Origin of the sequence: Pseudomonas protegens, assembly GCF_013407925.2 — a bacterium.
GTDB lineage: Bacteria > Pseudomonadota > Gammaproteobacteria > Pseudomonadales > Pseudomonadaceae > Aquipseudomonas > Aquipseudomonas fluorescens_AP.
In genome coordinates this window covers 66,337-91,465 of record NZ_CP060201.1, presented here as the reverse complement: position 1 = coordinate 91,465, position 25,129 = coordinate 66,337, and the positions used below count along the sequence as shown (strand labels likewise).

At 57.2% G+C, this 25,129-nt stretch carries 18 protein-coding genes and 1 pseudogene; 14 read left to right on the top strand and 5 right to left on the bottom strand.

Features of this window, described 5'->3' with window-relative positions:
* The first annotated feature begins 40 nt into the window (after positions 1–40).
* Positions 41–3,100: an FAD-binding and (Fe-S)-binding domain-containing protein gene (locus GGI48_RS00365; protein WP_179596224.1), complete on the top strand. Its 3,060-nt coding sequence runs from the start codon at positions 41–43 to the stop codon at positions 3,098–3,100.
* Positions 3,101–3,202: 102 nt separating this feature from the next.
* Here the strand turns inward: GGI48_RS00365 and GGI48_RS00360 are convergent, their stop codons facing one another.
* The 3 genes from GGI48_RS00360 to GGI48_RS00350 all read right to left on the bottom strand — a co-directional run bounded on the left by GGI48_RS00360 (position 3,203) and on the right by GGI48_RS00350 (position 7,079).
* Complete coding sequence (locus tag GGI48_RS00360) at positions 3,203–4,813, bottom strand: amidohydrolase family protein (RefSeq protein ID WP_179596222.1); 1,611 nt, start codon at positions 4,811–4,813, stop codon at positions 3,203–3,205.
* 98 nt (positions 4,814–4,911) lie between these two features.
* Positions 4,912–6,141: an MFS transporter gene (locus tag GGI48_RS00355; RefSeq protein WP_179596220.1), complete on the bottom strand. Its 1,230-nt coding sequence runs from the start codon at positions 6,139–6,141 to the stop codon at positions 4,912–4,914.
* Positions 6,142–6,188: 47 nt separating this feature from the next.
* Positions 6,189–7,079, bottom strand: a complete 891-nt coding sequence (locus GGI48_RS00350) for an amidohydrolase family protein (RefSeq protein WP_179596218.1) — start codon at positions 7,077–7,079, stop codon at positions 6,189–6,191.
* A 301-nt stretch (positions 7,080–7,380) separates the two neighbouring features.
* Between GGI48_RS00350 and GGI48_RS00345 the strand changes: the two genes are divergently transcribed.
* The 11 genes and pseudogenes from GGI48_RS00345 (at position 7,381) to GGI48_RS31075 (ending at position 20,156) form a co-directional block, all read left to right on the top strand.
* The gene (locus GGI48_RS00345; RefSeq protein ID WP_179596216.1) at positions 7,381–9,507 is read left to right on the top strand and encodes a TonB-dependent siderophore receptor; all 2,127 of its coding nucleotides are present in this window, start codon (positions 7,381–7,383) and stop codon (positions 9,505–9,507) included.
* A gap of 121 nt (positions 9,508–9,628) precedes the next feature.
* A complete protein-coding gene (locus tag GGI48_RS00340) occupies positions 9,629–10,378 on the top strand; it encodes a hypothetical protein (RefSeq protein ID WP_179596214.1) in 750 nt (249 codons plus the stop codon).
* Positions 10,379–11,153: 775 nt separating this feature from the next.
* Positions 11,154–11,954, top strand: coding sequence for a hypothetical protein (locus GGI48_RS00335; RefSeq protein ID WP_179596212.1), 801 nt, complete (start codon positions 11,154–11,156; stop codon positions 11,952–11,954).
* Between the two features lies 1 nt (position 11,955).
* Positions 11,956–14,421, top strand: coding sequence for a DEAD/DEAH box helicase (locus GGI48_RS00330; protein ID WP_170045903.1), 2,466 nt, complete (start codon positions 11,956–11,958; stop codon positions 14,419–14,421).
* A gap of 236 nt (positions 14,422–14,657) precedes the next feature.
* A complete protein-coding gene (locus GGI48_RS00325; protein WP_170045904.1) occupies positions 14,658–15,794 on the top strand; it encodes a radical SAM protein in 1,137 nt (378 codons plus the stop codon).
* Positions 15,794–16,408 (top strand): 3'-5' exonuclease, encoded by a 615-nt coding sequence (locus GGI48_RS00320; RefSeq protein ID WP_179596210.1) that lies wholly within the window; start codon positions 15,794–15,796, stop codon positions 16,406–16,408. The genes GGI48_RS00325 and GGI48_RS00320 overlap by 1 nt, the downstream gene beginning before the upstream one ends.
* On the top strand, positions 16,405–16,986 hold the full coding sequence (locus GGI48_RS00315) for an AAA family ATPase (protein ID WP_179596208.1): 582 nt from the start codon (positions 16,405–16,407) through the stop codon (positions 16,984–16,986). Before GGI48_RS00320 ends, GGI48_RS00315 begins: the two co-directional genes overlap by 4 nt.
* Positions 16,983–17,768: an aldo/keto reductase gene (locus tag GGI48_RS00310; protein ID WP_170044894.1), complete on the top strand. Its 786-nt coding sequence runs from the start codon at positions 16,983–16,985 to the stop codon at positions 17,766–17,768. The genes GGI48_RS00315 and GGI48_RS00310 overlap by 4 nt, the downstream gene beginning before the upstream one ends.
* Positions 17,769–17,863: 95 nt before the next feature.
* The gene (locus tag GGI48_RS00305; RefSeq protein ID WP_260620589.1) at positions 17,864–18,154 is read left to right on the top strand and encodes a hypothetical protein; all 291 of its coding nucleotides are present in this window, start codon (positions 17,864–17,866) and stop codon (positions 18,152–18,154) included.
* A 169-nt stretch (positions 18,155–18,323) separates the two neighbouring features.
* Positions 18,324–19,742, top strand: coding sequence for a hypothetical protein (locus tag GGI48_RS00300; protein ID WP_179596206.1), 1,419 nt, complete (start codon positions 18,324–18,326; stop codon positions 19,740–19,742).
* Between the two features lie 62 nt (positions 19,743–19,804).
* Positions 19,805–20,156, top strand: a pseudogene (locus tag GGI48_RS31075) (histone-like nucleoid-structuring protein, MvaT/MvaU family).
* Positions 20,157–20,330: 174 nt separating this feature from the next.
* Here the strand turns inward: GGI48_RS31075 and hxsD are convergent.
* Positions 20,331–20,630, bottom strand: coding sequence for a His-Xaa-Ser system protein HxsD (gene hxsD, locus GGI48_RS00295; protein WP_179596204.1), 300 nt, complete (start codon positions 20,628–20,630; stop codon positions 20,331–20,333).
* 347 nt (positions 20,631–20,977) lie between these two features.
* On the bottom strand, positions 20,978–21,892 hold the full coding sequence (locus GGI48_RS00290; RefSeq protein WP_260620588.1) for a LysR family transcriptional regulator: 915 nt from the start codon (positions 21,890–21,892) through the stop codon (positions 20,978–20,980).
* A 269-nt stretch (positions 21,893–22,161) separates the two neighbouring features.
* Here GGI48_RS00290 and GGI48_RS00285 point away from each other — a divergent pair, with 269 nt between their 5' ends.
* Entirely contained in the window at positions 22,162–23,184 is a 1,023-nt protein-coding gene (locus tag GGI48_RS00285; protein ID WP_047304667.1) for a zinc-dependent alcohol dehydrogenase family protein, read from the top strand.
* A gap of 226 nt (positions 23,185–23,410) precedes the next feature.
* Complete coding sequence (gene pgm / locus GGI48_RS00280; RefSeq protein WP_179596202.1) at positions 23,411–25,057, top strand: phosphoglucomutase (alpha-D-glucose-1,6-bisphosphate-dependent); 1,647 nt, start codon at positions 23,411–23,413, stop codon at positions 25,055–25,057.
* Positions 25,058–25,129: the final 72 nt, after the last annotated feature.

The following is a 25,129-nucleotide window of genomic DNA, read 5'->3' as shown; positions in this document are numbered from 1 at the left end:
GAATGCTCAGATTAGCGGTATCGCCAGTAGGAATTCCAGCATGATTGCCCGGTTGTCTCCCCATGAAGTCAAAAACCCAGCCTGCGAGTTGTTCCTGGCGCGCCTGGAACAGGAAGGTTTCCAGGGAGAAATCGCTCGCGATCATGGGCTCAGGACCGTGCTGGCGACCGACAACTCGATCTATCAGCGCCTGCCGCAAGCCGCGGTGTTTCCGCGCAATGTGCAGGATGTTCAGCTGTTGGCCCGCCTCGTGGCGCTGGCGCCATTCAGCTCGGTGGTACTCACGCCGCGGGGCGGAGGAACCGGCACCAATGGTCAATCGTTGACCAGCGGGATCGTGGTCGACTTGTCGCGCCACATGAACGGCATCCTTGAGATCAACGTCGAGGAGCGCTGGGTGCGGGTGCAAAGCGGCGTGGTCAAAGACCAGCTCAACGCGGCGTTGAAAGCCCATGGCCTGTTTTTCGCGCCGGAGCTGTCGACGTCGAACCGCGCCACCATCGGCGGCATGATCAATACCGACGCAAGCGGCCAGGGCAGCTGCACCTATGGCAAGACCCGTGATCATGTCCTGGCGCTGTCGACCATTCTCATCGGTGGCGAGCGGCTCGACAGTGCGCCCCTGGAGCCTGAGCAGTGGCAGGCACAGGCCCGTCGCGAAGACAAGGTGGGCGCGATCCATCGCTGTGCATCGCAGATCGTGGAGCAATACGCCGAGCTGATCGAACACACCTTTCCCAAGCTGAACCGTTGCCTGACGGGCTACGACCTGGCGCATCTGCAGGAGCCCAACGCGCGACTCAATCTGAACAGTGTCCTGTGCGGCTCCGAAGGCTCGCTGGGTTTCATCGTGGAAGCCACGCTCAATGTGCTGCCGGTCCCCCGGTACTCGATCCTGGTCAATGTGCGGTATGCAGGCTTCATGGATGCGTTGCGCGACGCCAAGGCGTTGATGCAGCTCAAGCCGCTGTCCATCGAGACGGTGGACTCCAAGGTCCTCGGGCTGGCGATGAACGACATCGTCTGGCACGGCGTCGCCGAGTACTTTCCCCAAGACCCCGAGGTGCCGACCCTGGGCATCAACCTGGTTGAGTTCAGCGGCGACGACGAGGCGGCTTTGCTGCAACGCGTGGATGAATTTGTCCTGCACCTGCAGCGTGACACCCGCGTGGTGCGATTGGGGCACACCCTGGCCGTCGGCGCCCAGGCCGTGCAGCGGGTCTACGCGATGCGCAAGCGGGCCGTGGGGCTGCTGGGCAATGTCAAAGGCTCCGCCCGGCCCCAGCCGTTTGTGGAAGATACTGCCGTTCCTCCCGAGCACCTGGCTGATTTCATTGCGCAGTTCCGCGAGTTGCTCGATAGCCATGGCCTGGAATATGGCATGTTCGGTCACGTGGACGCCGGGGTCCTGCATGTGCGGCCGATCCTGGACATGAAAGACCCCGCCCAGGCGGCCCTGATCCGGCCCATTTCCGACGCCGTCGCCGAGCTCACGTACAAGCACGGCGGCTTGCTCTGGGGCGAGCACGGCAAAGGCTTGCGCTCGCAATACGTGCCCGATTACTTCGGCGAACTCTATCCGGCCCTGCAGGAACTCAAGGCGGCTTTTGACCCGCACAACCAACTCAACCCGGGCAAGATCGCCACGCCCAAGACGCTGCCCGAGGCCCGCTTGACCCGGGTGGATGAGGTCTTGTTGCGCGGCGAGCTTGATCGCACCATCGATGAGCGGGTCTGGTCGCACTACGACGCCGCCGTGCATTGCAACGGCAACGGCGCCTGCTACAACTTCGACCCCGATGACGCCATGTGTCCGTCCTGGAAAGGCACCCGCAATAGACTGCACTCGCCCAAGGGGCGCGCGTCGCTGGTGCGTGAGTGGCTGCGCTTGCAGGGCCAGCAAGGTATCGATGTACTGGAAGTGGCTCTCTCGTCCAGGTCCGCGCTGCTTGGCCTGCCCAGGCGTGCGGTCAATACGCTGGCACGGAAGCTGGGCCAGAAAGACTTTTCCCACGAGGTCTACGAGGCGATGGCCGGGTGCCTCGCCTGCAAATCCTGTGCGGGGCAGTGCCCGGTGAAAGTCAATGTGCCGGACTTTCGCTCGCGGTTCTTGCAGCTGTACCACAGCCGCTATCTGCGCCCGCTGAAGGATTACCTCATCGGTTCCCTGGAGTACACCATTCCCCATTTCGCCCGCGTGCCGCGCTTGTACAACGGGATCATCGGCTCGCGGATGGTGGGGGCGTTGCTGCGGCGAGTGGCCGGAATGATCGACAGCCCGCGGCTGAGCCTGCTGGATTTTGATGAGGTTTGCCGTCGGTGGAACGTGCGCGTGGCCTCGCCGGCGCTGCTTGAGGGGATGGACGAGGTGCAACGGGCTCGCAGCGTGATTCTGGTGCAGGACGCCTTTACCCGTTACTTCGAAACACCGCTGCTGGCCGATTGGATCGAATTGATTGCCAGGCTGGGATTTGAGGTGTACATCGCGCCGTTCGCGGCCAATGGCAAGCCGCTGCAGGTCCAGGGCTTTTTGAACGCCTTCGAAAAGGCTGCGCATTACAACGGCCGAACGCTGCGCGAGCTGCACCGCTATCAGATTCCATTGGTGGGGCTTGATCCGGCGATGACCCTGGTTTATCGGCAGGAGTACGCCAAGACCCTGGGGCAGGATCAGGCCCCGAGCGTGCTGCTGCCGCAGGAATGGCTGGCCCAGGTACTGGCGCCGTCAGCGCTGGGCGCGGGCCAGGAGACTTACCACTTTGTGCCGCACTGCACCGAGAGAACCAACGAGCCGGGCAGCGTGGCGCTGTGGCAGACGATTTTTGCGCGAGTCGGCCTGAAGTTGCAGGTGCCAGCCAGCGGCTGCTGTGGGATGTCTGGAACCTACGGCCACGAAGCCCAGAACGCCGGGACCTCGGAGGTTATTTATCGCCAGTCCTGGGGCCCCTTGGTGGCCCGTCTCAATGGAGACGGGCGCCTGCTGGCGGATGGCTACTCGTGCCGCAGCCAGGTCAAGCGCAAGGACGGACAGACCGTCCAGCACCCGCTCCAGGCCTTGCTGAAGTTGCTGCGCGGCGCCGACCAAGCCTCAGGCGCTTGAGCGGCGCGGATGTGGGGCGGTTTGACCGTCGCGGCTGGGGTCGGTGTGGACGGGTGCTGGCGGTTTCGTTGAGCACTGGCGCGGCCAGCTCGCCGGGCGTCTTCAGAAGCCGTAGAGCTGTGCCGGGTTGTCCACCAGGATCTGCTTGATCAGCGCGTCGTCGTTATCAACCCAGTCGAACAACATCTCCAGCAGGCTGGCGTCGTTGGGCATCGGCACCGGTATGCACGGATGTGGCCAATCGCTTGCCCACAGCAGCCGGTTCGGATTGGCCTCGATCAACGCCCGGGCGTAGGGCGTTACGTCGTCGTAAGGAAAGTCCTTCGACGCGGTAAAGCGATAGGCGCCGGAAAGCTTGACCCACACCCGGCCTTCTTGCAGCAGGCGCAGCAGGTCGGTGAATCCCGGGTGGTTCAGCCCGCAACTGGTGGGCATGTGCCCCATGTGGTCGATGACGACTGGCACCGGCAGGCTGGCCACGGTTTCGTACAAATCGGCGAATTCGGTGATATCGATCAGCAACTGAAGGTGCCAGCCAAGCGGTGCGACTTTTTCCGCCAGGGCCGCAACATCCGACACCTCGACGCCACTCTTGAAGATCAGGTTGACCCGCACGCCGCGAACCCCGAGGCGATGCATCGCCTGCAGGGTTTGGCTATCGGTGTCGGTATCGATCACCACAACCCCGCGCAATGCGCTGCCCCCTTGCTTCAGCGCCGCCAGGGTGGTGCTGTTGTCCGCCCCATAGACACTGGGTTGGACGATGACTGCGCGACTCAGCCCCAGGGTTTTCTGGACGTGCTCAAAGGCCTCCAGGGGAGCGGGGGGCGGGGTGTAGGAACGGTGAGGGGAGAACGGTTGCCCATGTTCGTCACCAAAGACGTGGAAGTGGCAGTCGCATGCCCCGTCCGGCAAGCTGCGTTGCAGTTTGCGCGGCTCGGGATCCGGGCCTGCGCATTGCGGGGCATAGGTTTCGCCCAGCGAACTCATGCGAGTGATTTCCCAGCCTTGCAATCCCCGCAACCCATTGCGCTCGGCGGAGTTGATGATCTGTTGCCAGGTGGCGCGCCTGGCGAGGTCGGGGTCGCCGAGCTTGATCGCGTCAAAGATCGCCTGATGTTCGGCCAGCAGGGTTTCGCCGAGGTCGCTCGAACGTACCAGGCGGTTCTCCAGCAAGGCCGCTTCGTAGACGTGGCTGCAGAGAAAGATGATGAAGTTGCGAAAGTAGTCATTGCCTGTGGCATCGGCAATGGCGCGCTTGAACTGCAGGCTGTGCTCCAGCATGTCCTCAGGGTTTTGCAGGCCGTCGCGCAGGGTGTCCAGCGCCGCCGCGATCTTGTTCAACTGATTGAGTGAGCGACGGCGGGCGGCCATGGCGGCGGCGGCGACTTCGAGGTCCAGGCGCAGTTCGTAGAGCTGGCGCAGCTTGGTGCTGTCTGTCAGTTCCTCTTGAGTGATGCGGAAGCTGCTCTGGTTGGCTTCAGTGGCAACAAACACCCCGAGCCCTTGGCGACTGATGACGAGGCCGGCGGAATTGAGCCGCGCCACGGCTTCACGCACGACATTTCGGCTGACGGCGAAGGCTTCGGCCAAGCGGCTTTCGGTGGGGATGCGATCACCGGGACGGAGTCGACCTTCACGTATCTCACTTTCCAGATAACGAAAGATCTCGACCGAGAAGTGATCACGTCGGCCAATTGCTTTTATAGTCATTTTTCTCAGTCATCGAATGTCGGTTTCAAAAGCTTGAAACGTAGAACGCCCGCGTAACGAACGATACGCGGGCGTTACTCTAACAAATGATGTCTGGTTCAGTGCAATTGCTTGCCCCTGGTTTCCGGAAGGAAGCAGGTCACCACCAGGACCAGGCAGTAGGCACCTCCGGCGAACATCGCAATCGCGGTGCCCAGGCTGTATTGGGCACTGATGAAACCGACGAGTCCCGGGAACAGTGCGCCCACCGCGCGCCCGAAGTTATAGGAGAACGCCTGGCCGTTGGCCCTCACTGCCGAAGGATAGAGTTCCGTCAGAAAGGCCCCCATGCCGCTGTAGATACCGGATGCGGCGAACCCCAGGGGGAAACCGAGAATCAGCATCTGGGTATTGGTCAGGTTCAGTTGCATGTAGCAGATCACGCTGATGGCCGACAGGACGGCGAAGAGGATGAAGTTGGCGCGGCGCCCCAGCCGGTCAGACAGGTAGGCACCGCAGACATAGCCGAAGAATGACCCCAGGATGACCACCAGCAGGTAGCTGCCGGTGCCGAACACTGACAGGCCCTTCTCCAGCTTCAGGTAGGCCGGCAACCAGGTGGTGATCGCGTAGTAGCCACCTTGTACCCCCATGCACAGCAGCGCGGACAACAGGGTGGTGCGCAGCAGCGAAGGGGAGAAGATGTGCCAGAAGGCCACCCTGTTGCCAGTTTCGCTCTGGTGCTTCTTGCTCTGCAGGAACACCTCGGGTTCTGGCACGTATTTGCGAATGTAGAGCACCAGCATTGCAGGTGCGATGCCGATCCAGAACAGTGAGCGCCAGGCAAGGTCTTCGGGAAGGTAGCTGAAGGCCACTGTGTAGAGCAGCGCGGCCGCGCCCCAGCCAATGGCCCATCCGCTCTGCACGATGCCCACGGCCTTGCCGCGATGTTCCGCTCGGACCATTTCGCCGATCAGCACCGAGCCCACCGCCCACTCGCCGCCGAACCCCAGGCCCTGCAGCGCGCGAAGCACAAACAGCTGCTCGAAGTTTTGCGCGAAGCCGATCAGTACGGTGCAGATCGAGAACCACAGAATGCTGATCTGCAGCAGCCGCACCCGACCGTAGCGGTCAGCCAGGATCCCCGCTCCCCATCCGCCAATGGACGAAAACAGCAAGGTCACGGTGCTCAGCAGTCCCACGGATCCCTTGTCGATGTGCCAGAGGGTCATCAAGGAGGCGATGACAAAGGTGAACACCATGAAGTCCAGGGCGTCCAGCGCCCAGCCACCCAATGCGGAATAGAAGGTGCGTTTTTCAACGGTATTAAGTTCGCTAAACCAGCTCATTATTGTTCTCCGTGCAGCACCTTGGCGCCGCTGGGTTATTGTTTTTGTTATTTGAAGTCGTACAGAACGGCGGGGTTATCGACCAGGATGCTCTGTCGCTGGCGCTGATCGGGCGCCCATGAGCGCAAGCGATCCAGTAATGAACCGGTGTCGGGCGTGCTTTCGAGCGCTACGTGGGGCCAGTCGCTGCCCCAAACCATTCGTTCGGGGGCGGCGCCCAGCAAGGCATGGGCCAGCGCATCCGTATCGGCATAGTCCGGATGCCGCTCACTCAGGCGATAAGCGCCCGACAATTTGACCCACCAACCGTGTTCCGCCACGTTTCTCAGCAGCAACTCGAACCCCGGCTCCTTGACGCCCAGGCGGGCCGGGAAGTGTCCGAAGTGATCGATCACCACGGGGCAGGGCAGCCTGGCTATCCGTGCCTGCAGCTCGCTTAACAGCCGGACATCAATCAAGAACTGCAGATGCCAGCCAAGGTCGGCAACCCGATGGGCAAGGCGCTCCATCAAGTCCAGATTCACGCCGCCGCGAAACAGCACGTTGATGCGAACGCCGCGCACACCCAAGGCGTGCATGTGCGCCAGTTCGTCATCGCTGATTCGTTCGTCGACTACCGCCACCCCCCTCAGTCGATCACGGTGACGTTGCAACACCTCGAGCATGTAGCGGTTATCGGTGCCGTAGACGCTCGGCTGCACCAGAACCCCGCGCTGCATCCCCGTGGCCCGCAACATGTCCAGATACAGCGCCTCAGGTGCCGGAGGCGGGGTGTAACTGCGCTCGGGTACCAGGGGATAACGCTCAAAATCAGCGCAGATCACATGGGCATGGGTGTCGCATGCACCTGGCGGCGGCACGAAGCTCGGGGCTTGGATCCTTTCTCTCGGGGCGGCACAGGAGGGCGGCCACGCTGTGGCGGATTTGGGGTGAGGCATGGATTTCATCTCCTCGACAGCTCTTCGCACGCCTTGGCGGTTGCAGAGCGGTACTTGTTGGTTGTTGGTTGTTGGTTGTCCAACAAGTGCTGGCATGTTGAATTTTTGCCTTGGCCTTGTCAATGGATGCAGGTGGGGATTTCACGTGGCGCGCTTCGGCGATGGCTAAGGCGGAGCAATAGCGGCTTCGGGTGCTAATGGGAATTTGTATTAATTGCGAATGGTTTTGTATAGCATGCGCCGCAGTTTTCTGGCGGTTTCACCCCTTGTATTGGCCTATTCGCAAAGGTTTTTTCTCTCCATGCGCCGAACCCTGCTTTCCATTTGTGTGCTGCAAGCGTTGTCGTCCACCTCATGGGCTGAACAAGCGCAGGTAAAGCCCTCAACCCTTGAGTTGGACACCGCCGATGTCATCGGCACCGCGACTTACGAAAGGGCGGATGGTCCGGTGCAGGGTTATCGCGCAACGCGCTCGGCCAGCGCCACGCGGACTGACACTTCGATCCATGAAACCCCGCAGTCGATCAGTGTGGTCGCCAAGGATGCGGTGGAGGATCTTGGAGCCACGCGTTTGCAGGACGCGCTGGACTACGCCGGGGGCGTGGGGCGGGCGAACAATTTTGGTGGGCAGGGGCTGACCACGTTTACCGTCCGTGGCTTCACCACCGGCGAGTTTTACCGCAACGGTTTTCCCATCAACCGCGGCTATCCGAACATGCCGGATGCCAACACCATCGAACGCCTTGAAGTGCTGCGCGGCCCGGCAACCATGCTTTATGGCCGGGGTGATCCTGGCGGTACTTTCAACGTGGTTTCCAAGCAGCCGTTGCCCGAGCGCACGGTCACCCTGGGCAGTCAATTGAACGACCAGGGCATGAAGCGCGGCACGCTGGACGCTTCCGGGCCGCTGGACGAAGACGGGCGCCTGGCCTATCGACTGAACGTCGTGGGCGAGGGCGGCGACACCTTCCGCGATCATGTCGACACCGAGCGCTACGGTGTCACGCCGGTGCTCAGCTGGCAGGTCAGCGACGCGACCCGGCTGATTTTCGAAGGCGATTTCATGCGTAACAACGCGCCTCTGGATCGAGGCGTTACCCGCTACGCGAAGCAGATTGGCAGCGCTTCTCGCGACAGTTTTTTCGGTGAAAAAGACGTTGGCAAACTGCACAACGACAACAACATGGCGCAACTGCGCTTCGAACACCTGCTCAACGACGACTGGACCCTTGGGGGTGGTGTGCAGTGGCTCGATGGTTCGCTCAAGGGCAACGCGGTCGAGGCCAACGGTATTGCCGCTGACGGCCGCACCTTGGGGCGCAATTTCAACTATCGCAAGCTGGAATGGACCGACCGGGATGCCCAGCTCAATCTGACCGGCCATTTCGATACCGCCGGTTTGCAGCACACTTTGCTCACCGGCATCGAGTATGAAGACTACGACTACCAGTCGATCATTCAACGCTCCAGTGGCGCTGTCGGTGCGTACCCCATCGACCTCTTCGATCCAGTGTACGGCCAGCCGCGTCCGGCCCTGACCCGCACGCCGACTCATGACAAGGAAAACCTCAAGACCTATGCCGCGTTCGTGCAGGATCAAGTGGCCCTGACCGACAAACTGAAAGTGCTGGCAGGGGCGCGTTTCGAACGCTTCGAACATGACTACGAAACCTATGTACCCGGCGGCAAGAGTTGGCAGGCCAGTGACAACGCGGTCACACCGCGCATTGGCGTGAGCTACGACTTGACCGAGACCTTGGCGCTCTACGCCGACACCGCGCGCTCGTTCAAGCCCAACACCGGCGCCAGCCGCCTCGGCGGCGGGTTTGCGCCAGAGAAGGGCAAGTCTTATGAAATGGGTATCAAGTGGGAAGCACTGGATCAGCAGTTGAGTGTCGACGCGGCGATCTATCAGATCGAAAAGCGCAACGTCTTGACCGCCGACCCGGTTGACTCGACCTTCAGCGTGGCCGCCGGTGAAGTGCGAAGCCGTGGTTTGGATGTCAACGTTGCCGGCAACCTGACGCCCGAGTGGCGGGTGATCGGCGGCTACGCCTATGTCGATGCCGAAGTCACCAAGGACAACGTGCTGCGCTCTGGCACGCGGCTGCTGAACATCCCGAAAAACAGCTTCAGCCTGCTGAATATGTACGAGTTCCAGGACGGCATGCTCAAGGGCCTGGGCCTGGGGGGCGGACTCAAGTACGTCGACGAGCGCGCCGGGCAAACCGCCAATACCGGGTTTTCGATGGGCAGCTACACCGTTGTCAACCTGCTCGGTTTCTACAAGGTCAATGACAAGGTGCGGCTCAATCTGGATCTGAAAAACCTGTTTGACCGTGATTATGAAGAGGGCGCGTTCGGCAACGTTTACGCCTATCCTGGGGCTCCGCGAACGCTGCAGGTCGGCATTGCCTACACCTTATAGTGAGTGTGTTTTGCTGGTACGGGCCGAGCTTGTTCCGCTGACACGATGGTCATCGTGCCTGTTTGCAATGGGACCTTGTGCCGGTGATACACAGCAACTCCAAAACCAAGAGAGCCTCGAAATGAGTCGACCGTACAATTTCCTTGTCGCCCATTTGAAAAAGGAGGGTTTGGCACAATTGCCTGCCGTCAGCGTCTCTTTAAGGGAATGGTTTGGGCAGTTGGGAGTGGCCATTGAACGCTTCGGTAACAATGCCGGGAAAGTCGTCAAGTTCTCTGAGAAAAATCATGAAAAGAACTTGCTGGCTCCCGATTCCGCAGGAGTAACGCTTTATTCCGAGCGAATCTGGTCAAAGGATGAATGCGACGAATCGATGAACTGTCATGTCAGTGCCGTTTTCCTGCACGACAATGGCTTGCTCTTGAGCGTCGCAGACGAGGTCATGAGTCTCGAGCAACTGATCGAATCGTTCTGGCGTCTGGAGGACTTTACCGAGCTCTTTGAATATCTGTATGCCTATCAGGAAAGCCAGGGTTACGGAACCGGGTTCGGCTTGGGCTTTTACACCCCGGACGAGTTGCACCCTTTGATGTGGGAGGGGCGTAACCAGGTCGGCAAATGGGCAGCGGCCACTCGAAATGCAGTCGATGCTCACTACATCAGGGATGTTTTTGACTTCAATGGGTTCAGTGAGGAAAAGCTGAATGCCTTGCCAGTGCAAAAGCAAAGCGCACTGGAGTCGGTGATGAATCGGTTCGGTGAGCGTCAGCTGCAAAACGGCTGGAATGTCTGGCGCATGACTGGCGACGATCAGTGCAACGCCAGAAAAGAGCTGATTGCCAGCGATGTGCTCGCCGCCTTCTCTGCATGAGGGCCGAGTGTTGGCATTGATGCGCAATTGCCCCGCCTGCTGAGGGCAAGACTGCCCCAACATGGATAGGTAGATACCCCGCACAGACGGCCTTAGCCTTGAAGGCTGCCTGGGTCAGCGGTTTGTCGGCAGATGGGTCAATTCTTCATCAGCGCCTACAACCAAGGCGCCACGACCTTGGACTGCGACACACATCCAATAATCGATGGATGTTGAAGGCGACACTGGTCGATCTCAAAGGCTATCCGGATCGCCAAAAAACATTTTGACTGGGCTCTAGGACAATATTTTCAGGCGGAAAAAATTCAAATGTGCCCCCAGTTTTGCCCCCAGTGCATCAGGTTCGCGAGTGGCGATCTCCGGCAGAGCCAGATGGATTCAGATGGCTTTCAGTAGTTCATAAGTGAGGAGAGGGGGGCTCACATTGCCTACCTCTCAGTCGGGAATTACCAGCGACGTCGGATAGAGCTGTCTACGGTGCTGCGAATCTTTCAGTCCGACGCTGATTGATCTGCGAACATCTGGATACTTATACAGCCATTACGCAACCTCCGACGATTTGCACCAAAAATTGTCTCCGTTGTTGTTTACCGCTCCCGTCAATCACGCTAACTTGCGGTAATGCTGACAGAGTGCCACTATCGGTCATCCCTGACCAGATCTCACTCGCGCGCACAGCTGCTCAGCTGGTGCCTACCCTTAATCAGGGCGGGATCATTGATCGCGCGCAGCAACCGCAAGAGGATTCTGCGGTTTAGTGTTTGTAGGAAGTGTTATGGATGGCGTGAGCTTCAAGCAGGTAGATCAGTATGCCCTGTGTTGTGTCGAGAATTTTTCTGATGAGCTTAAGCTCGCGCTGAGGGAAAACCTCACCCGTATCTGCCATGGTGCTGATCAGGCCAGCAAGGACAGGGCGATCTACAAATACCCTGCGACGATTAAGCACTTCTGGAACGAGCGCTATTCCAAGAAAACTTGGGAAACCCGGATTGGTATGCTGGGTGAGCTCCTGTCTCACGTCATCATTCTGAAGCTCTTCCCCAACTTCGATGTGGTCTCCCCGTTCTTCAATATGGAAGAGAAGAGTATCCGGAAGGGCTTCGATCTCCTCCTATACGAGACCTCAACCAACAACGTCTGGATCACCGAGGTCAAGTCGGGCGGCAGAGGGGCGGACAAGACTTCTTGCTCGGCCACAAGTGCTCAATTGCGTTTGGCTCGGGATGACCTTAAGAGGCGTTTGGCTGAGCCGGAGCTCAATCACTGGCTCAATGCGATAAATGCCGCGAAAAATGCGATCCACAACAAAGCTAATTACCGGGACTCGGTTATTGAGATCTTGGAGATGGAAGGTGATTTGGCTGAAGAAGACGGGGCGATTGCTTCGGACAACAATGTGTTTCTGGTCTCTGCCCTGTTCAGCGAAGTGTCCCAGGCTATCGCCGAAAATACCGTGTCAAATTTCACCACCAAGCTGGTAGCTGAAGCTGTGTTCAAAACGGTGTGGGTGCTGTCCCTCCACAAAGGCACCATGGAAAAGCTGGAAGAGTTTTTGAGGCAGGAGGCGGAGCAGTAGCATGGAAGAGCTGACTATCAGGAAACTGGGCAACACCAAGTTCAAGGATCTGTATTTCCAACTCCTCAAGGGAGACGAACTGGGTAACACAGAGATTGTGAAACTTTTGGCGATCGCCGTGCTGCTCCTTAACCACAAGACCCTCGAAATTCGACGTCTCGGCTACCGCATTATCCTGTTTTACGGTAACGCTTCGGGTCAGTACCAGGCGCTGTACGATGTAGCACTCAACAGTGGTCTTCACCCTGTCTCAGCAGTAATCAGCAGCTACTTTTCCGAGGATGATCACCGCAGCGAGTCGTTCATCCGAAACATCGTGGGCAGCTACATCGATACCTTCCGTGATCAAGGCATCGTGCTGACTGAGCAACAGGATGCCCTGCGGACATTTGTTCAGTCGGAGTACCGTAAGTCGTCAGTCGTGGTTGCTCCGACCAGTTACGGTAAATCTGAGCTCATCATTCAATCGGTGAGGGAAAATCCAGGGCAGCGGATCCTGATCCTTGTGCCTTCTAAGGCTCTGCTGGCCCAGACGAAAAAGCGGTTGATCTACGCGGACATTGAGGGGTTGGGCAAGGTGGTGACCCATCCCGAGATGTATTCGGTTGAGCGAAAGAACAGGGCATTTGTCCTGACCCAGGAGCGGCTCAACAGGCTCTTGAACGAGAACGCCGGGCTGAGCTTCGATATGGTCTTCGTCGACGAGGCCCACAACCTGCTGCAGAGCGACCGCAGAAATGAGTTACTGGCCGCCATGCTGTGCATCCTGGGGGCTCGTAATCCGGAAACATCATTCAAGTTCCTGACTCCCTTCCTATGCGATGAACTCAACGTCCGTGTGCGCTTCCTGGACATGATCCCGAGCGGATTCAAGATCGACGAGTACATCAAGTCTGAGCGCTTCTATATCAGGGATTTTAGGGGAGGGAGGGGCCAGACGAAGCTCAAGCTCTATGACCATTTCCTGAATGACTGGATGGAGTTCGATCGGAGGTATGCAAACTGCTTCGAGCTCATCAAAGGCGAAGCACTGTCCAAAAACATTGTTTACGGCAACAGGAAGAAAAGCATTGAGTCATTTGCGGTTGAACTGGCAGCCGTGCTGCCGCCCGTAGATTGTCCGCTGATCCAGACGGCCTGTGCCGAGCTAGGAGAGCTTTTTGACCGACGCTACAAACTGATCGGCTGCCTGCGCAAAGGGGTTATGTACCACCATGGTTCGATCCCTGACACCATCCGTCTTTACTTGGAGAACCTCTTCAGTAGCTCCAAGCAGATGAGGTTTCTGGTCTGCAACTCCACGCTTCTGGAAGGGGTGAACCTGCCGATCGAACGACTCTTCGTTTTTGATTTTTTCAAAGGGAAGCAAAAGCTGACGCCATCTCAATTCAAGAACCTGGTCGGACGCGTCAATCGGTTCAGTGAGGTCTTTGCGCCTGGAGCTAAGGCTGCGTTGAGAAAGCTGGAGTCCAGCATCTACCTGTTGGGCGTAAATGGCTACACACGCGAAAATGCAGCGCTTGAGACCTTCTACGATAAATCCGTCAACGTCTCAAAGGTGGTCAAGGACACTGTCAGCAACGTTCTGCTTGAAGCCACCAAGATCATCGATGGGAAGGTGTCGGTTCTCTACGACGACGCCGTGGCTCGTCTAGAGAATCTGCATCCTGGCGTGGTTAAAGATCGAGAGTGTCGTTACGTTACCACTCAGGTGGGCAAGCTCCTCATCGCGAATAGTGTCAGTGAAATTGACGTGTTTTCAGAGGAGCAGGCTATTGAACGGAAGATCAGGCGAGGCATCGAGGCGAACGGCGTCATCAATACCGTTGACAGGCTGATGCTTGCGATCTCCAAATCGTTCGTCGATCACTTCGACGACAGCCGAGAGTACAGCGACCTGGTGCGTCTCAAGCAAGAGCCTGCCCGGAATTTCTACGCCATGATCCTGGATTGGAAGCTGAAGAAACTCAGCGTCAAGCAGACGATCCGACAGACGCTCGCGTACTGGAAAAAGCTGGTCGAGACTAGCCATAGTGATCACGTATTCGTGGGTAAATGGGGTGATACCAAATATCGCGACAGCAAGTACGAGAACTGGGTAAGAATCTCCCAAAAGGATGACGGCGAGCGTATTAACCTGGCAATCGTCCGTCTCAAGGACGAGGACGATTTCTTCGACAACAAGATTTTCAAGTTCGTCGAGGTGCTGAATGGGGTAGGAGCCCTGGATCCAGGGTTCTACAAACTCATCAAATACGGTACCGCGGATGACACCAAGATCAAGCTCATCCGCGATGGCTACAGCCATGGCTTGGCGGATCTGATGCTCGAACGGTACCCCGAAACCGTGCGTGCGACGCTCGGCGGCGAGATCGAAGTAAGCCCTCGCCTAGTCAACATGATGATCAACAACGAGGAAAGCGATCTGCTGATTTTTGAAGCCAAGATGAACCTCAAACCCATCTGATTGAGGATCTTAGAAGCGCCTACGAAGTCGATCAGGATAAACGATAAATTCTCCGTATGCCGGAAGCTGCGGACAGCGAAACTATTGGCCCTACCATACGAACTTGGCTCCCCCGCGAGCTCAGAAATCAAGCTGTCATCTGGCCATTATTGTTACCTACCAAGGATGGGAGGGTAGGCACCCTAAATGGGCGCTCACTCCATCTGATGATCCGATGGCAAGCAAGGAGCATCGCAGTGAGATCCCAGGTCAGAATCATCAACTCGACGCAGTTACAAAACGCGAACCCGAGTCTTGTAGATCCAGTCGGGTACCGCAAAAGCGGGCTCAGTTTGAATCACATCATTGGCTGTCCACTCGACTGCAGCTACTGCGTTCGTCACCTTTATGGAAATTTCGATCAGCGCACGCCGCAGGCGCTGATGAGCGATGAAGAAGCCTTCCAGCGATTTATCAATCACAGGTATTTCCAGCCTCATATCACACCTATTCAGCTGTTCAACCGGGCCACCGACCCGATGCTCCCCGAGGTCAAGAGTCATACCCACAATCTGCTGCGTATGCTTAATGAGGCTGGGCTAACCAACAATGTGCTTGTTATCACTCGATGGCGTGTATCTCAGGACGATTGCGAGCGCTTCAATACGCTCAGAAATATCAAGCTGACAGTGCTGGTTACGTACTCAGGAATTGATGATCCGAAGATCGAACCCATCAAGTCTTCGATTGCTGCCAATAGCCTGAAGATGCTGTTCCGCCATGCCAGGCACTACAAAGTGGTGTTGTATTGGCGCCCGATCGTTCCAGGGCTAAACGACTCGTCAGAGCACATTGCAAAGGCCGCGGCGCTCGCTAACTATGCCCACGCGACCGTATTTAGCGGGCTGTTCTATCGAAAGGAGATAGCCGAGTTTTACCAGAGCCAAGGAATCCCTGAGCCATACAAAATGACGGCCAGGCGAAAGCTCCTCCCACTGGAAGATGAGCAGAGGCTATTGAGGTTGTACGGGGAGCAGAATCAGGTGACACCGATCTTCCACAAAACCTCTTGCGGAGTCGCCTATGCGCATCTGCAACCCGATTACAACGGACACTTCGGCATCACCGAACTGTGCGATACCTGCCCTAGCTCGCAATTCTCCATCTGCAAGGCGGCATGGAAGAAGCCAGATCAGCAGATTCTCAATCGAATGTGCCACGAGCTGGGTGCTGTGGAAGACCCGCAGGTGAACGACCGTGCGATTGTCGTTCGTGGTCTGGACGAACAGCGTCGTTACTATTTACAGCACTCCCTAGGCTATCAGGTGCACGACGCTGACAAGCCCCACCACTACGCGCGCCATGGCCGCGCCGAGGCAACAAGGAATCTCTGATGCTGAAAACAGACTTCGTCTGGCCCTCTGAACCAATCATCATCGTAGACGTTGAGGGCAATGGACATACGCCACCCGACTTGGTCGAAGTGGGAATCGCCTCATTTCCACCGATGGAAAACCGCGAACTTTTGTCTTGGTTAATCAAACCCGTCAACCGGATCACTTGGCTGGCCCAGCGAATCCACGGTATTAAAAATGCGGAGCTGGAAAGTTGCCAATCCTGGGCTGAGATCATGGACGACGTCGAACAGCACCTGCAGAACCGATGGTTCGTCGCGCACAATGCGTCGGTCGACTATGGCGTGATGAAGCGTCACCTGCCCGAATGGTCGCCGGTGGGAGTCATCGACACGTTGAAACTTGCTCGTCACGTTTACCCTAACGCCAAAAGCCATCGGCTTGAATCATTGCTCATTGACACAGGGCTGCGCGATAAGGTCGCCGACCAGCTCCACCGAGCAGCTGATGATGCTTATGCAACGGCGTTATTGCTTGATCATCTCATCGAAAAGTCATCTGCCAGCACTTGGCAGGAAATCTGCAAAATTGCGCAGCTCAAAACGCAACCTTACGAGCAGTCGCCTCCCCCGGAGCAAGGAAGCCTGTGGTGAAATCTGTTTTTTTAGGTGTCACTGGAACGCACTCCACGGGAAAGTCCACCTTCTGTGAAGCGCTCAAAGCTTCACTTGAGTGCAAAGGCATCTGCATTGCGACCATTCCATCTTTCGGGAAGCTGGCGGTACAGCAAGGTATCCCGCTGCTCACTCAGCATACCTACGACTCCACGATGTGGTTTATCGACCGTACGCTCGAGGCGCAACGAGCAGCGGCTGACGCTGCCGAGGTGATATTGGTTGATCGACCGATCATCGATGCCGTGGCGTATTGGAATGCCGCAGTCGAGCATCGGGGTACACCTGCACCGATGCATCAGGTAGATGCGGTCAGGTCATTAATCACCAGCCAGCTTCCTGGCTACACGACGATCGTTGCGACCAGGCTTGATAGCTCCATTGCTCTTGGCCCAGGACGTGATACCAACTTGCCTTTCAGGGCGTCCGTCGACAGCCATTTGCACCAGATTTTGAGCGACTTCGGGATCCAGCATCAGATGCTTGTTCCTGACGTACGGGATGCTCTTCTCGATAGCTTACACACTCAAATCCTTCAAAAATTGGAGCACTTATGACCGCCGCCCGTACGGGACTCTTGGCAGGAAAGCAGGTTAGGCGCCTCGGGCTTGGTACCATGAGGCTCACGGGGCCGGGCATCTGGGGCCCACCAGCTTCAGAAGCTGATGCTGTTCAGCTCCTGCGTAAAGCGGTGGAGTTGGGCGTGCAGCACATCGATACCGCTGACGCGTATGGGCCAAATGTGGCCGAGGAGCTAATTCGTAAAGCGTTATTTCCCTATGCCGACGACCTGATCATTGCGACTAAAGGTGGCTTCACCCGCCAAGGCCCTGGCAAGTGGACGCCATGTGGCGTTCCAGCGTATTTGCGTCAGTGCGTTGAGATGAGCCTCAGGCAGCTCAACGTCGAAGCGATAGATCTGTATTACTTGCACCGTGTCGATCCAAATGTCCCTTTGGCTGACCAGGTTGGGGAGCTTGAGAAGATGCGTCAAGAAGGGAAGATCAAATGCCTAGGCTTGTCGAAAGTCGATATTCTTCAACTCACGCAGGCGATTACGATTGCACCCATCGTCGCGGTTCAGAATCAATTTAGTATCCTGGATTACCAGTCCGAGGATGTGATCCGCTGGTGTGAGCAGAACGAAATAGCGTTCATTCCCTACGCGCCTCTGAGCGCCGGAAGGTATTTTTCATCCGGTGAGGTTCGAAACCAATCCGCTTCGGCAGCCCATGCCTTGAAATGGCTTCTGAATTACTCGACGGTCATGTTCCCAATCCCGGGCACATCCAGAGTTGAGCATCTGGAGGAAAACCTCAGATCGGATATTGAGGGTTAGCACCTCGTGCGCTCTCTCATTCGACACATTGGCCTATGGGCTATTTTTCCCAGCTGCTCGAGTGGCACTCTAGTGTTTACCGATGGAGATTGGCTTTGAGTACCCGCATCCCACCTTTTAGTTCGCAACACCTAGAAGCTGCATGTCGTGTTCTGGCTGATACGGAACGTGGCTTGAGGGGCACTCAAATTGGATATCTCCTCCAAGACATTCGCGTTCCGGACGCCGACGCCAACTACACCAAGTGGAAGCGCTTGTTTCAACGCTTTGGCACAAATGCAAAAGCAGCATCCAGTCGGGAACCATCTCATCCTTTTCATCAACAGAGCTATGAATCCAAGACCATCATTTTTCGAGAGCTCGGAGGGATCAATGAATTCTGGTAGCCGGGTTCAAAATCGGATCGGCACCAAAAGGTCGTTAGCTCTTGCTTTGGAATGTGTAGGTTTAGAACTTGGAAGTGTTGGTGTTAGGGTGGTGGCGGTTTCGAAGTTTAATTCGGTTATTATATTAAATGCTTTGAGCAGATCATGATCTTGAATCAAGGAGGTTCGAGTGAGCAAGGATAATTTGTCAATCTCCAATCACTACTTGGAGCATGTTTTTACTGCTGAGAATATTATTGAGTATGGCCGAGCGGCTAAGGACCTTGCTTATTATTTGAGGGTGCTTTTTTTGGATGGGTATGACTCAATTGTAATCCCAAGTCGTGGAGCAGTTCCTCTATTTCGCGCTGCTCAACATGCCTGGCATTACGAAATAAGAAATCTTCAATCATCAGAGGACCGGTTTCTATCTAAAATAGAAATGCTAGGGTCTCCTATGCATGCGGTAACGATGCTGCCATTTTCGGCTGATCCTGACGAGGAGAAGCAGACCTCAAAGGGTATTCGTACGTTCTGGGTAAAGGTGCTTTCAGCTCTTGTTCGACGTGACGGAAGAGATCCGCATCTCATTTTTTATCAAAAAATTGTTGAGCACTTACAGAAGAAAGAGTTGACGTCTGTTTTGCCTAGAAATCTTCCGTCTAGCAAGTTTATTTTTATTGATACCGTGATCTCTGGTCGAGCTGTGGTTGAAATTCTCGATGCGCTTGAAGCTGAAGGATTGAATGAATGTCATCTAATATTGCTAATAGATGAGGGCGGAAAAAGGATTCAGGGAGAATATAAGCGAAAAATTGATGCTTTAGTAGCAAGTCAAAGATGTACCACCATTCCTTTGAGTAATTTATGGACGGAAGATAGAGGCCCGTCAGTTAGCGGTGTGTGGAGTACGGTCTACCCACAAGTGCTAGCTAAGCTACAAGGACGATACAGTTGGTCTCAGGATGTTTATGGGGCAGGCTCATATTATCATAAAGTGTCGAGCTCTCAAGTTTCACCCGAAAAAGGTATTGGTAGCTCTCAATACAACATGCCAATTACTATATTGTATGGTTCTGTTTCATCCATGATTTCACAGGTCGTTGGGGTATTGCAGACTATTGAATCATTGTTACGATATCGAAAGGAGTTTGCGAGCGGCACGGAAGGTGAAAATCTGCCTTTAGTTACTTCGGAAGAAATTGAGAGTAAACATCTATCGCATTTGGTGCGTTCGTTGGAGTGGTCGCTTTCAATTCTTAAGGAAGATTTGAATGAATTAATCAAACTTTCGCCTCTTGAACAGGAAACTACAATAGCTCTCTCGAGGCCTAGAATTGAGGAATTGTTCAGTGATGCCAAAGTAACTGCGACCAGCTCTCATCTGGTTAGAGTTGAACTGCCATTGAATGTCGTCGATGATCTGTTCTCTGATTTCGATAGGGCTATGCGGAATCTCACTCATAGTGCGCTCTCGGATGATTGGTTCTTGCATAAAAATGACTGGGGGGCGGAAAGTAAGAAATTCATAGATAAATATAAGGAAAGTAAAACGCCTAACTCTAATGAATGCGACGGCTCGTCGGGTAAATGTAGCGAAGCAGAGTAGCTCTCGACGACCCGATGCGTTTCGGTTGTTTTTGCCAGAGTAGCCTTATTGTTAGGGTGTCTATGTCGAAACTTGCAGAGTTTAAAGTGCTGGAAGCGCAGCTGCGACAACTGGATGCGATGAAGAACGACTCCGGCTTGGAGTAGGAAATAGAGATTGAACAAAAACTCAAGGCGAACCGGAGGAGTACGGTATGAGCTTGCGTCAAGTGAGCACCATCTTGGATCCGTCCAAAGGTCTGACCGTGACCTCCACCAGCGCGCCCCTCAACACCCAGAGCAAGCCTCGCGAGGTGAAGCGTTACAAGAACACGCACAGCGGTGAAGTCGCGGAACCCAGGCTGCCAACCACAAGATCCTTAAGCACTGGAATCAGGAGCACGGATCGGACACCTTTGAGAGCAGGGTGCAGTAATCGATGGCTTGGCGACTGCGTCGAATTGTCCGTGTTGCATGTAGTCTTCAGCCTTGTCACGCCGAATAAAACTCGATGAAACGACCAACGCCCCTCCAAGATCTGGTGAAGGTTGTAGGCCACATGATCGAAAAGGCAACAAGCGGCAGTGCTTGGCGTCTGTCGCAATTAGTGTCACTGGGAAATCCCACATCCAGCGAGCGCGGTTCGGGCCAAGACTTTGCGCAGCCCTGCTGTTTCGCGGTTGATATGGTCGCATAGGGCGAAGTCGTTCAGATGCTGAAGGATCAGCGAGTGAGCCTGTTCCGGGGAAAGCGTTAGCCTCGCTTCAGCGGGGTGGGCCGTGAGGCTTATCTGATTGGTTACAATACCGACCTGGATCGCGACAGTGTCGGCCAAGGAATAAGCGGCGCGTTGCACCACGCTCAGCGGGTAGGCTGAGCTGTCGAGTTTCAGCGTGACTGGCCATGTCATCGGAACCGGTCCTTCAAATCCGTTGGGAACGTATGGATTTTGCCGGTTGCCAAGGCATTGTGCCATCATATTTTTTTTACATTCGCACGCATTTGTCGAGCGTGGTGGGTGGTGCGCTCACTACGGCTCGGTCATTGATACGGGGTAGGGTCGAGGATTCATAGCTCCCTCAGTGCACCCATCCTCATCAATAGCCTGCTTGGCCTCAGGCTGGGGGCATCCTTTTCAAACCATCCAAAGCATGCCCTCAAATATGCCCCCAATGTAGCAATCCACTGGAAGTGAATGGAGCTCCATGGTTTGTGGAAAGGCAAAAATGATCAGCCGAACAGCCTGCCAGCCGACGCCTAAAGACTCTCAGGGTCGCCGAAGAACATCTGAATCCGCGAACGCAACCAGCGCTCTCCCGGGTCGTTGTCCTGGGAGCCGCGCCAGGCCATGTGCAACTCGAAGCTGCGCACCGGCAGGGGCGGGTCTTCGGCGCGTACTCCGCCGGCGGCGGTCAGGGCCTCGGCGGTGTAGTCGGGGACGGTGGCGAGGATGTCGGTGCCGGCCAGCAGGGTGCTCAGGCCGTTGAATTGCGGCACGGCCAGTACCACATGGCGCTTGCGTCCGAGCTTCTCCAGTTCTTCATCGATAAAGCCGCTCAGGTCCCCGGCGAACGACACCAGGGCATGGGGGCGGGCGCAGAAGTCGTCCAGGCTCAGGGCGCCCGGAACGGTGTCGGCACGCAGCAGTTTCGGCAGGCTGCGGCGCAATACCTTGCGCTTGGCATTGGCCGGCAGGTCGGCGGTGTAGCTGACGCCGATGGAGATTTCACCGGAGGCCAGCAGCGACGGCATCAGCAGGTAGTTGGCCCGACGCACCACCAGCACGATACCCGGGGCCTCGGCCCGCAGGCGTTTGAGCAGCATGGGCAGCAGGGCGAATTCCACATCGTCGGACAGGCCGATCCGGAACACCGCGGTGCTGGTGGCGGGATCGAATTCGGCGGCGCGACTGACGGCGGTGGAAATCGAGTCCAGGGCCGGCGAGAGCAGGGCGAAGATCTCTACCGCCCGGGCCGAAGGCTCCATGCTGCGGCCAGTACGCACGAACAGGGGGTCGTCGAACAGATTGCGCAGGCGCGACAAGGCGGCGCTGATGGCCGGCTGGCCAAGAAACAGCTTCTCGGCGGCGCGGGTCACGCTGCGTTCGTGCATCAGGGTTTCGAACACGATCAACAGGTTCAGGTCGACACGACGCAGGTCATTACGATTCATCTGGAGTCCTGGCAGAGTCAGCGAACTTGACGGGAGCGACCCTTTGGGTAAAAAGGTCGGCGTGAATCTTACGGGTAAAGGCTGGTACTCTGCACCGGCTAAATGTTTTTGTTTGTAGTCAGGCCGCGCACGGGAAGTGCTGTCCGCCCCGCTGATCAAGGGCACGGAATCAATGACAGACATGTCGACTATTAATAGGCACTGATAGTCTTGCTTTCAAAGCCCGGATAAAGTTCGCGGCATTAGAGGTTAATTTGACGAGGTTTGCGATGTCCCGCACGATTCGTTTTCACAAGTTTGGACCGGCCGAGGTGCTCAAATGCGAAGAGCATGCGGCCTCGTTGCCTGCGCCAGGCGAAGTGCAGGTACGAGTCGAAGCCATTGGTATCAGTTGGTACGATGTGCTCTGGCGGCAGAACCTGGCGTCGTCCCATGCCCGCCTGCCATCTGGGCTGGGGCATGAAATGGCCGGCGTGGTCACCGCAGTGGGCGAGGGCGTCGACGACCTTGCGGTCGGTGACAAGGTCGCCAGCTTTCCCGCCGAAAGTCCCAATGATTATCCGGTCTACGGCGAACTGATCGTCCTGCCGCGCTCGGCCCTGACCCGCTACCCGGAGGTGCTGAGCCCCATCGAGGCGGCCGTGCATTACACGCCGCTGTTGATCGCCTATTTCGCCTATGTCGATCTGGCGCGGGTCAAGCCCGGGCAATTCGCTTTGGTGACCGACGCCAGCCACTGTGCCGGTCCGTCCTTTGTGCAGTTGGGCAAAGCCCTGGGTGTGCGGGTGATTGCCGCCACCAAGACCGCGGAAGAACGTGAGTACCTGCTGTCCCTGGGTGCCGAGAAAGTCATAGTCACCGAGGAGCAGGACCTGCTGATGCAGATCAACAAGCTCACCGACAATCGCGGGGTCGACGTGGTGTTCGATGGCCTGGGCGGTCCGCAGATGTCGATGCTTGGCGATGTCCTGGCGCCCCGTGGCAGCCTGGTGCTGTATGGCTTGCAAGGTGGCAACCAGACGCCGTTCCCGGCCTGTGCCGCGTTCCAGAAGAACATTCAGTTCTTCGTCCACTGCATCGGCAATTTCACCGGCAAGCCCGAGTTGGGGATCATTCAGGATCAGGTGGCGTTACAGCGCGCGCTGCGCGACATCAACCAGTTGACCGCCGACCGCGTGCTGCTGCCCTTGAAGACCCGGGTCTTCCCCTTCAGCGAATTTGTCGAGGCGCACCGTTACATGGACGAGTGTCCATGCCGCGAACGGGTGGCTCTGCAGGTCGAACCGGCCTGATGACTCCAACGCCAGGCCTAGCCTGGCGTTTTTGTATCTGTGCCCCTGGCTATCGGCCGGTTGGCGAAGACCCTCTTCAAATCTGCACGGGGTTCCCGGAGCCTTTTGCCGGCCGGCCGACGCCTACAGAAAAGCGCGGCGGGGCGGGATAGATTCCATCGCGCTGCGGTCAAACTGCCAGTAAACTGCGCTCCATTCCCGAACCATCCTTTTCCAGAGGTTTTGCATGACTCTCAGTCCTTTTGCGGGTAAACCGGCACCGGTTGAATTGCTGGTCGACATCCCGCGACTGGTTACGGCGTATTACACCGGTCAACCCGATGCCTCGGTGCCTACCCAGCGCGTGGCTTTCGGCACCTCCGGACATCGCGGCAGTTCGTTCGATCTGAGTTTCAATGAATGGCACGTCCTGGCCATCAGTCAGGCCATTTGCCTGTACCGTGAAGCCCAGGGCATCACCGGGCCGCTGTTTGTCGGCATCGATACCCACGCCCTGTCGACCCCGGCCGGGGCCAGCGCCCTGGAAGTCCTGGCGGCCAACGGCGTGACGGTGATGATCGCTGCCGGTGACGAGTACACCCCGACCCCGGCGGTGTCCCATGCCATTCTCTGCTACAACCGCGGCCGCACCTCGGGCCTGGCGGACGGGATCGTCATCACTCCGTCCCACAACCCGCCACAAAGCGGCGGCTACAAGTACAACCCCACCAATGGCGGCCCGGCCGATACCCACATCACCAAGTGGATCGAAGCCAAGGCCAACGAACTGCTGGCGGCCAAGCTGGCCGGAGTCAAGCGCATCAGCTACGAGCAGGCGCTGAAGGCCGATACCACCCATCGCCATGACTACCTCAATACCTACGTCGCCGACCTGATCAACGTCATCGACCTGGATGCCATCCGCAACGCCAAGCTGCGCCTTGGCGTGGATCCGCTGGGTGGAGCAGGGGTGCGCTACTGGTCGGCCATCGCCGAGCACTACCGCCTTGATCTGGAGGTGGTGAACAAGCAGGTGGACGCCACCTTCCGTTTCATGTCGGTGGACTGGGACGGACAGATTCGCATGGACCCATCCTCCAGCTACGCCATGCAAGGATTGATCGGCCTGAAGGAGCGCTTCGACGTGGCCTTCGCCTGCGACCCCGATCACGACCGCCACGGCATCGTCACCCCCAGCGGCGGCCTGCTGGCGCCGAACAACTACCTGGCGGTGTCCATCGACTACCTGTTCCAGAACCGTCCGCAATGGCGCGCCGACGCCGCCGTGGGCAAGACCGTGGTCAGCAGCGGCCTGATCGATCGGGTGGCCGCGCGTCTGGGCCGCCGCCTGTACGAAGTGCCCGTGGGCTTCAAGTGGTTTGCCGACGGCCTGTTCGACGGATCCCTGGGCTTTGGCGGTGAAGAAAGCGCCGGTGCCTCGTTCCTGCGCAAGGACGGTGGTGTCTGGTGCACCGACAAGGACGGCCTGATCCCGTCGCTGCTGGCCGCTGAAATGACCGCGCGCACCGGTCGCGATCCGAGTCAGGCTTATCGCGCCCTGTGCGATGAGTTGGGCGAACCTTTCTCGGTGCGGGTCGATGCCAAGGCCAACCCGCAGCAGAAGGCCTTGCTCAGCAAGCTCTCGCCGCAACAAGTGACCTCGACCCAGCTGGCCGGCGAGCCGATCCAGCAAATCCTCAGCCAGGCCCCGGGCAACGATCAGGCCATTGGCGGCCTGAAAGTCATGACCGAGAACGGCTGGTTCGCCGCACGCCCGTCCGGCACCGAGGACATCTACAAGATCTACGCCGAAAGCTTCATCGGTGACGATCACCTCAAGCAACTGGTGCAGGAAGCCCAGACCCTGGTGGACACCGCCATCAGCGGCAACTGATTCACGTAGGAGCCGGCTTGCTGGCGAAAAAAAGGGGCGACCATCACGGTCGCCCCTTTTTAGTTGCCGCTG

Bases quoted from the DNA above. Each gene is read 5' to 3' on its own strand.
- GGI48_RS00320 (WP_179596210.1), top strand. From the start codon at position 15,794: ATGCTGAAAACAGACTTCGTCTGGCCCTCTGAACCAATCATCATCGTA.
- GGI48_RS00330 (WP_170045903.1), top strand. From the start codon at position 11,956: ATGGAAGAGCTGACTATCAGGAAACTGGGCAACACCAAGTTCAAGGAT.
- GGI48_RS00360 (WP_179596222.1), bottom strand. From the start codon at position 4,813: ATGACTATAAAAGCAATTGGCCGACGTGATCACTTCTCGGTCGAGATC.
- GGI48_RS00350 (WP_179596218.1), bottom strand. From the start codon at position 7,079: ATGCCTCACCCCAAATCCGCCACAGCGTGGCCGCCCTCCTGTGCCGCC.
- GGI48_RS00335 (WP_179596212.1), top strand. From the start codon at position 11,154: ATGGATGGCGTGAGCTTCAAGCAGGTAGATCAGTATGCCCTGTGTTGT.
- GGI48_RS00340 (WP_179596214.1), top strand. From the start codon at position 9,629: ATGAGTCGACCGTACAATTTCCTTGTCGCCCATTTGAAAAAGGAGGGT.
- GGI48_RS00345 (WP_179596216.1), top strand. From the start codon at position 7,381: ATGCGCCGAACCCTGCTTTCCATTTGTGTGCTGCAAGCGTTGTCGTCC.
- pgm (WP_179596202.1), top strand. From the start codon at position 23,411: ATGACTCTCAGTCCTTTTGCGGGTAAACCGGCACCGGTTGAATTGCTG.
- GGI48_RS00285 (WP_047304667.1), top strand. From the start codon at position 22,162: ATGTCCCGCACGATTCGTTTTCACAAGTTTGGACCGGCCGAGGTGCTC.
- GGI48_RS00290 (WP_260620588.1), bottom strand. From the start codon at position 21,892: ATGAATCGTAATGACCTGCGTCGTGTCGACCTGAACCTGTTGATCGTG.
- GGI48_RS00365 (WP_179596224.1), top strand. From the start codon at position 41: ATGATTGCCCGGTTGTCTCCCCATGAAGTCAAAAACCCAGCCTGCGAG.
- hxsD (WP_179596204.1), bottom strand. From the start codon at position 20,630: ATGACATGGCCAGTCACGCTGAAACTCGACAGCTCAGCCTACCCGCTG.
- GGI48_RS00310 (WP_170044894.1), top strand. From the start codon at position 16,983: ATGACCGCCGCCCGTACGGGACTCTTGGCAGGAAAGCAGGTTAGGCGC.
- GGI48_RS00355 (WP_179596220.1), bottom strand. From the start codon at position 6,141: ATGAGCTGGTTTAGCGAACTTAATACCGTTGAAAAACGCACCTTCTAT.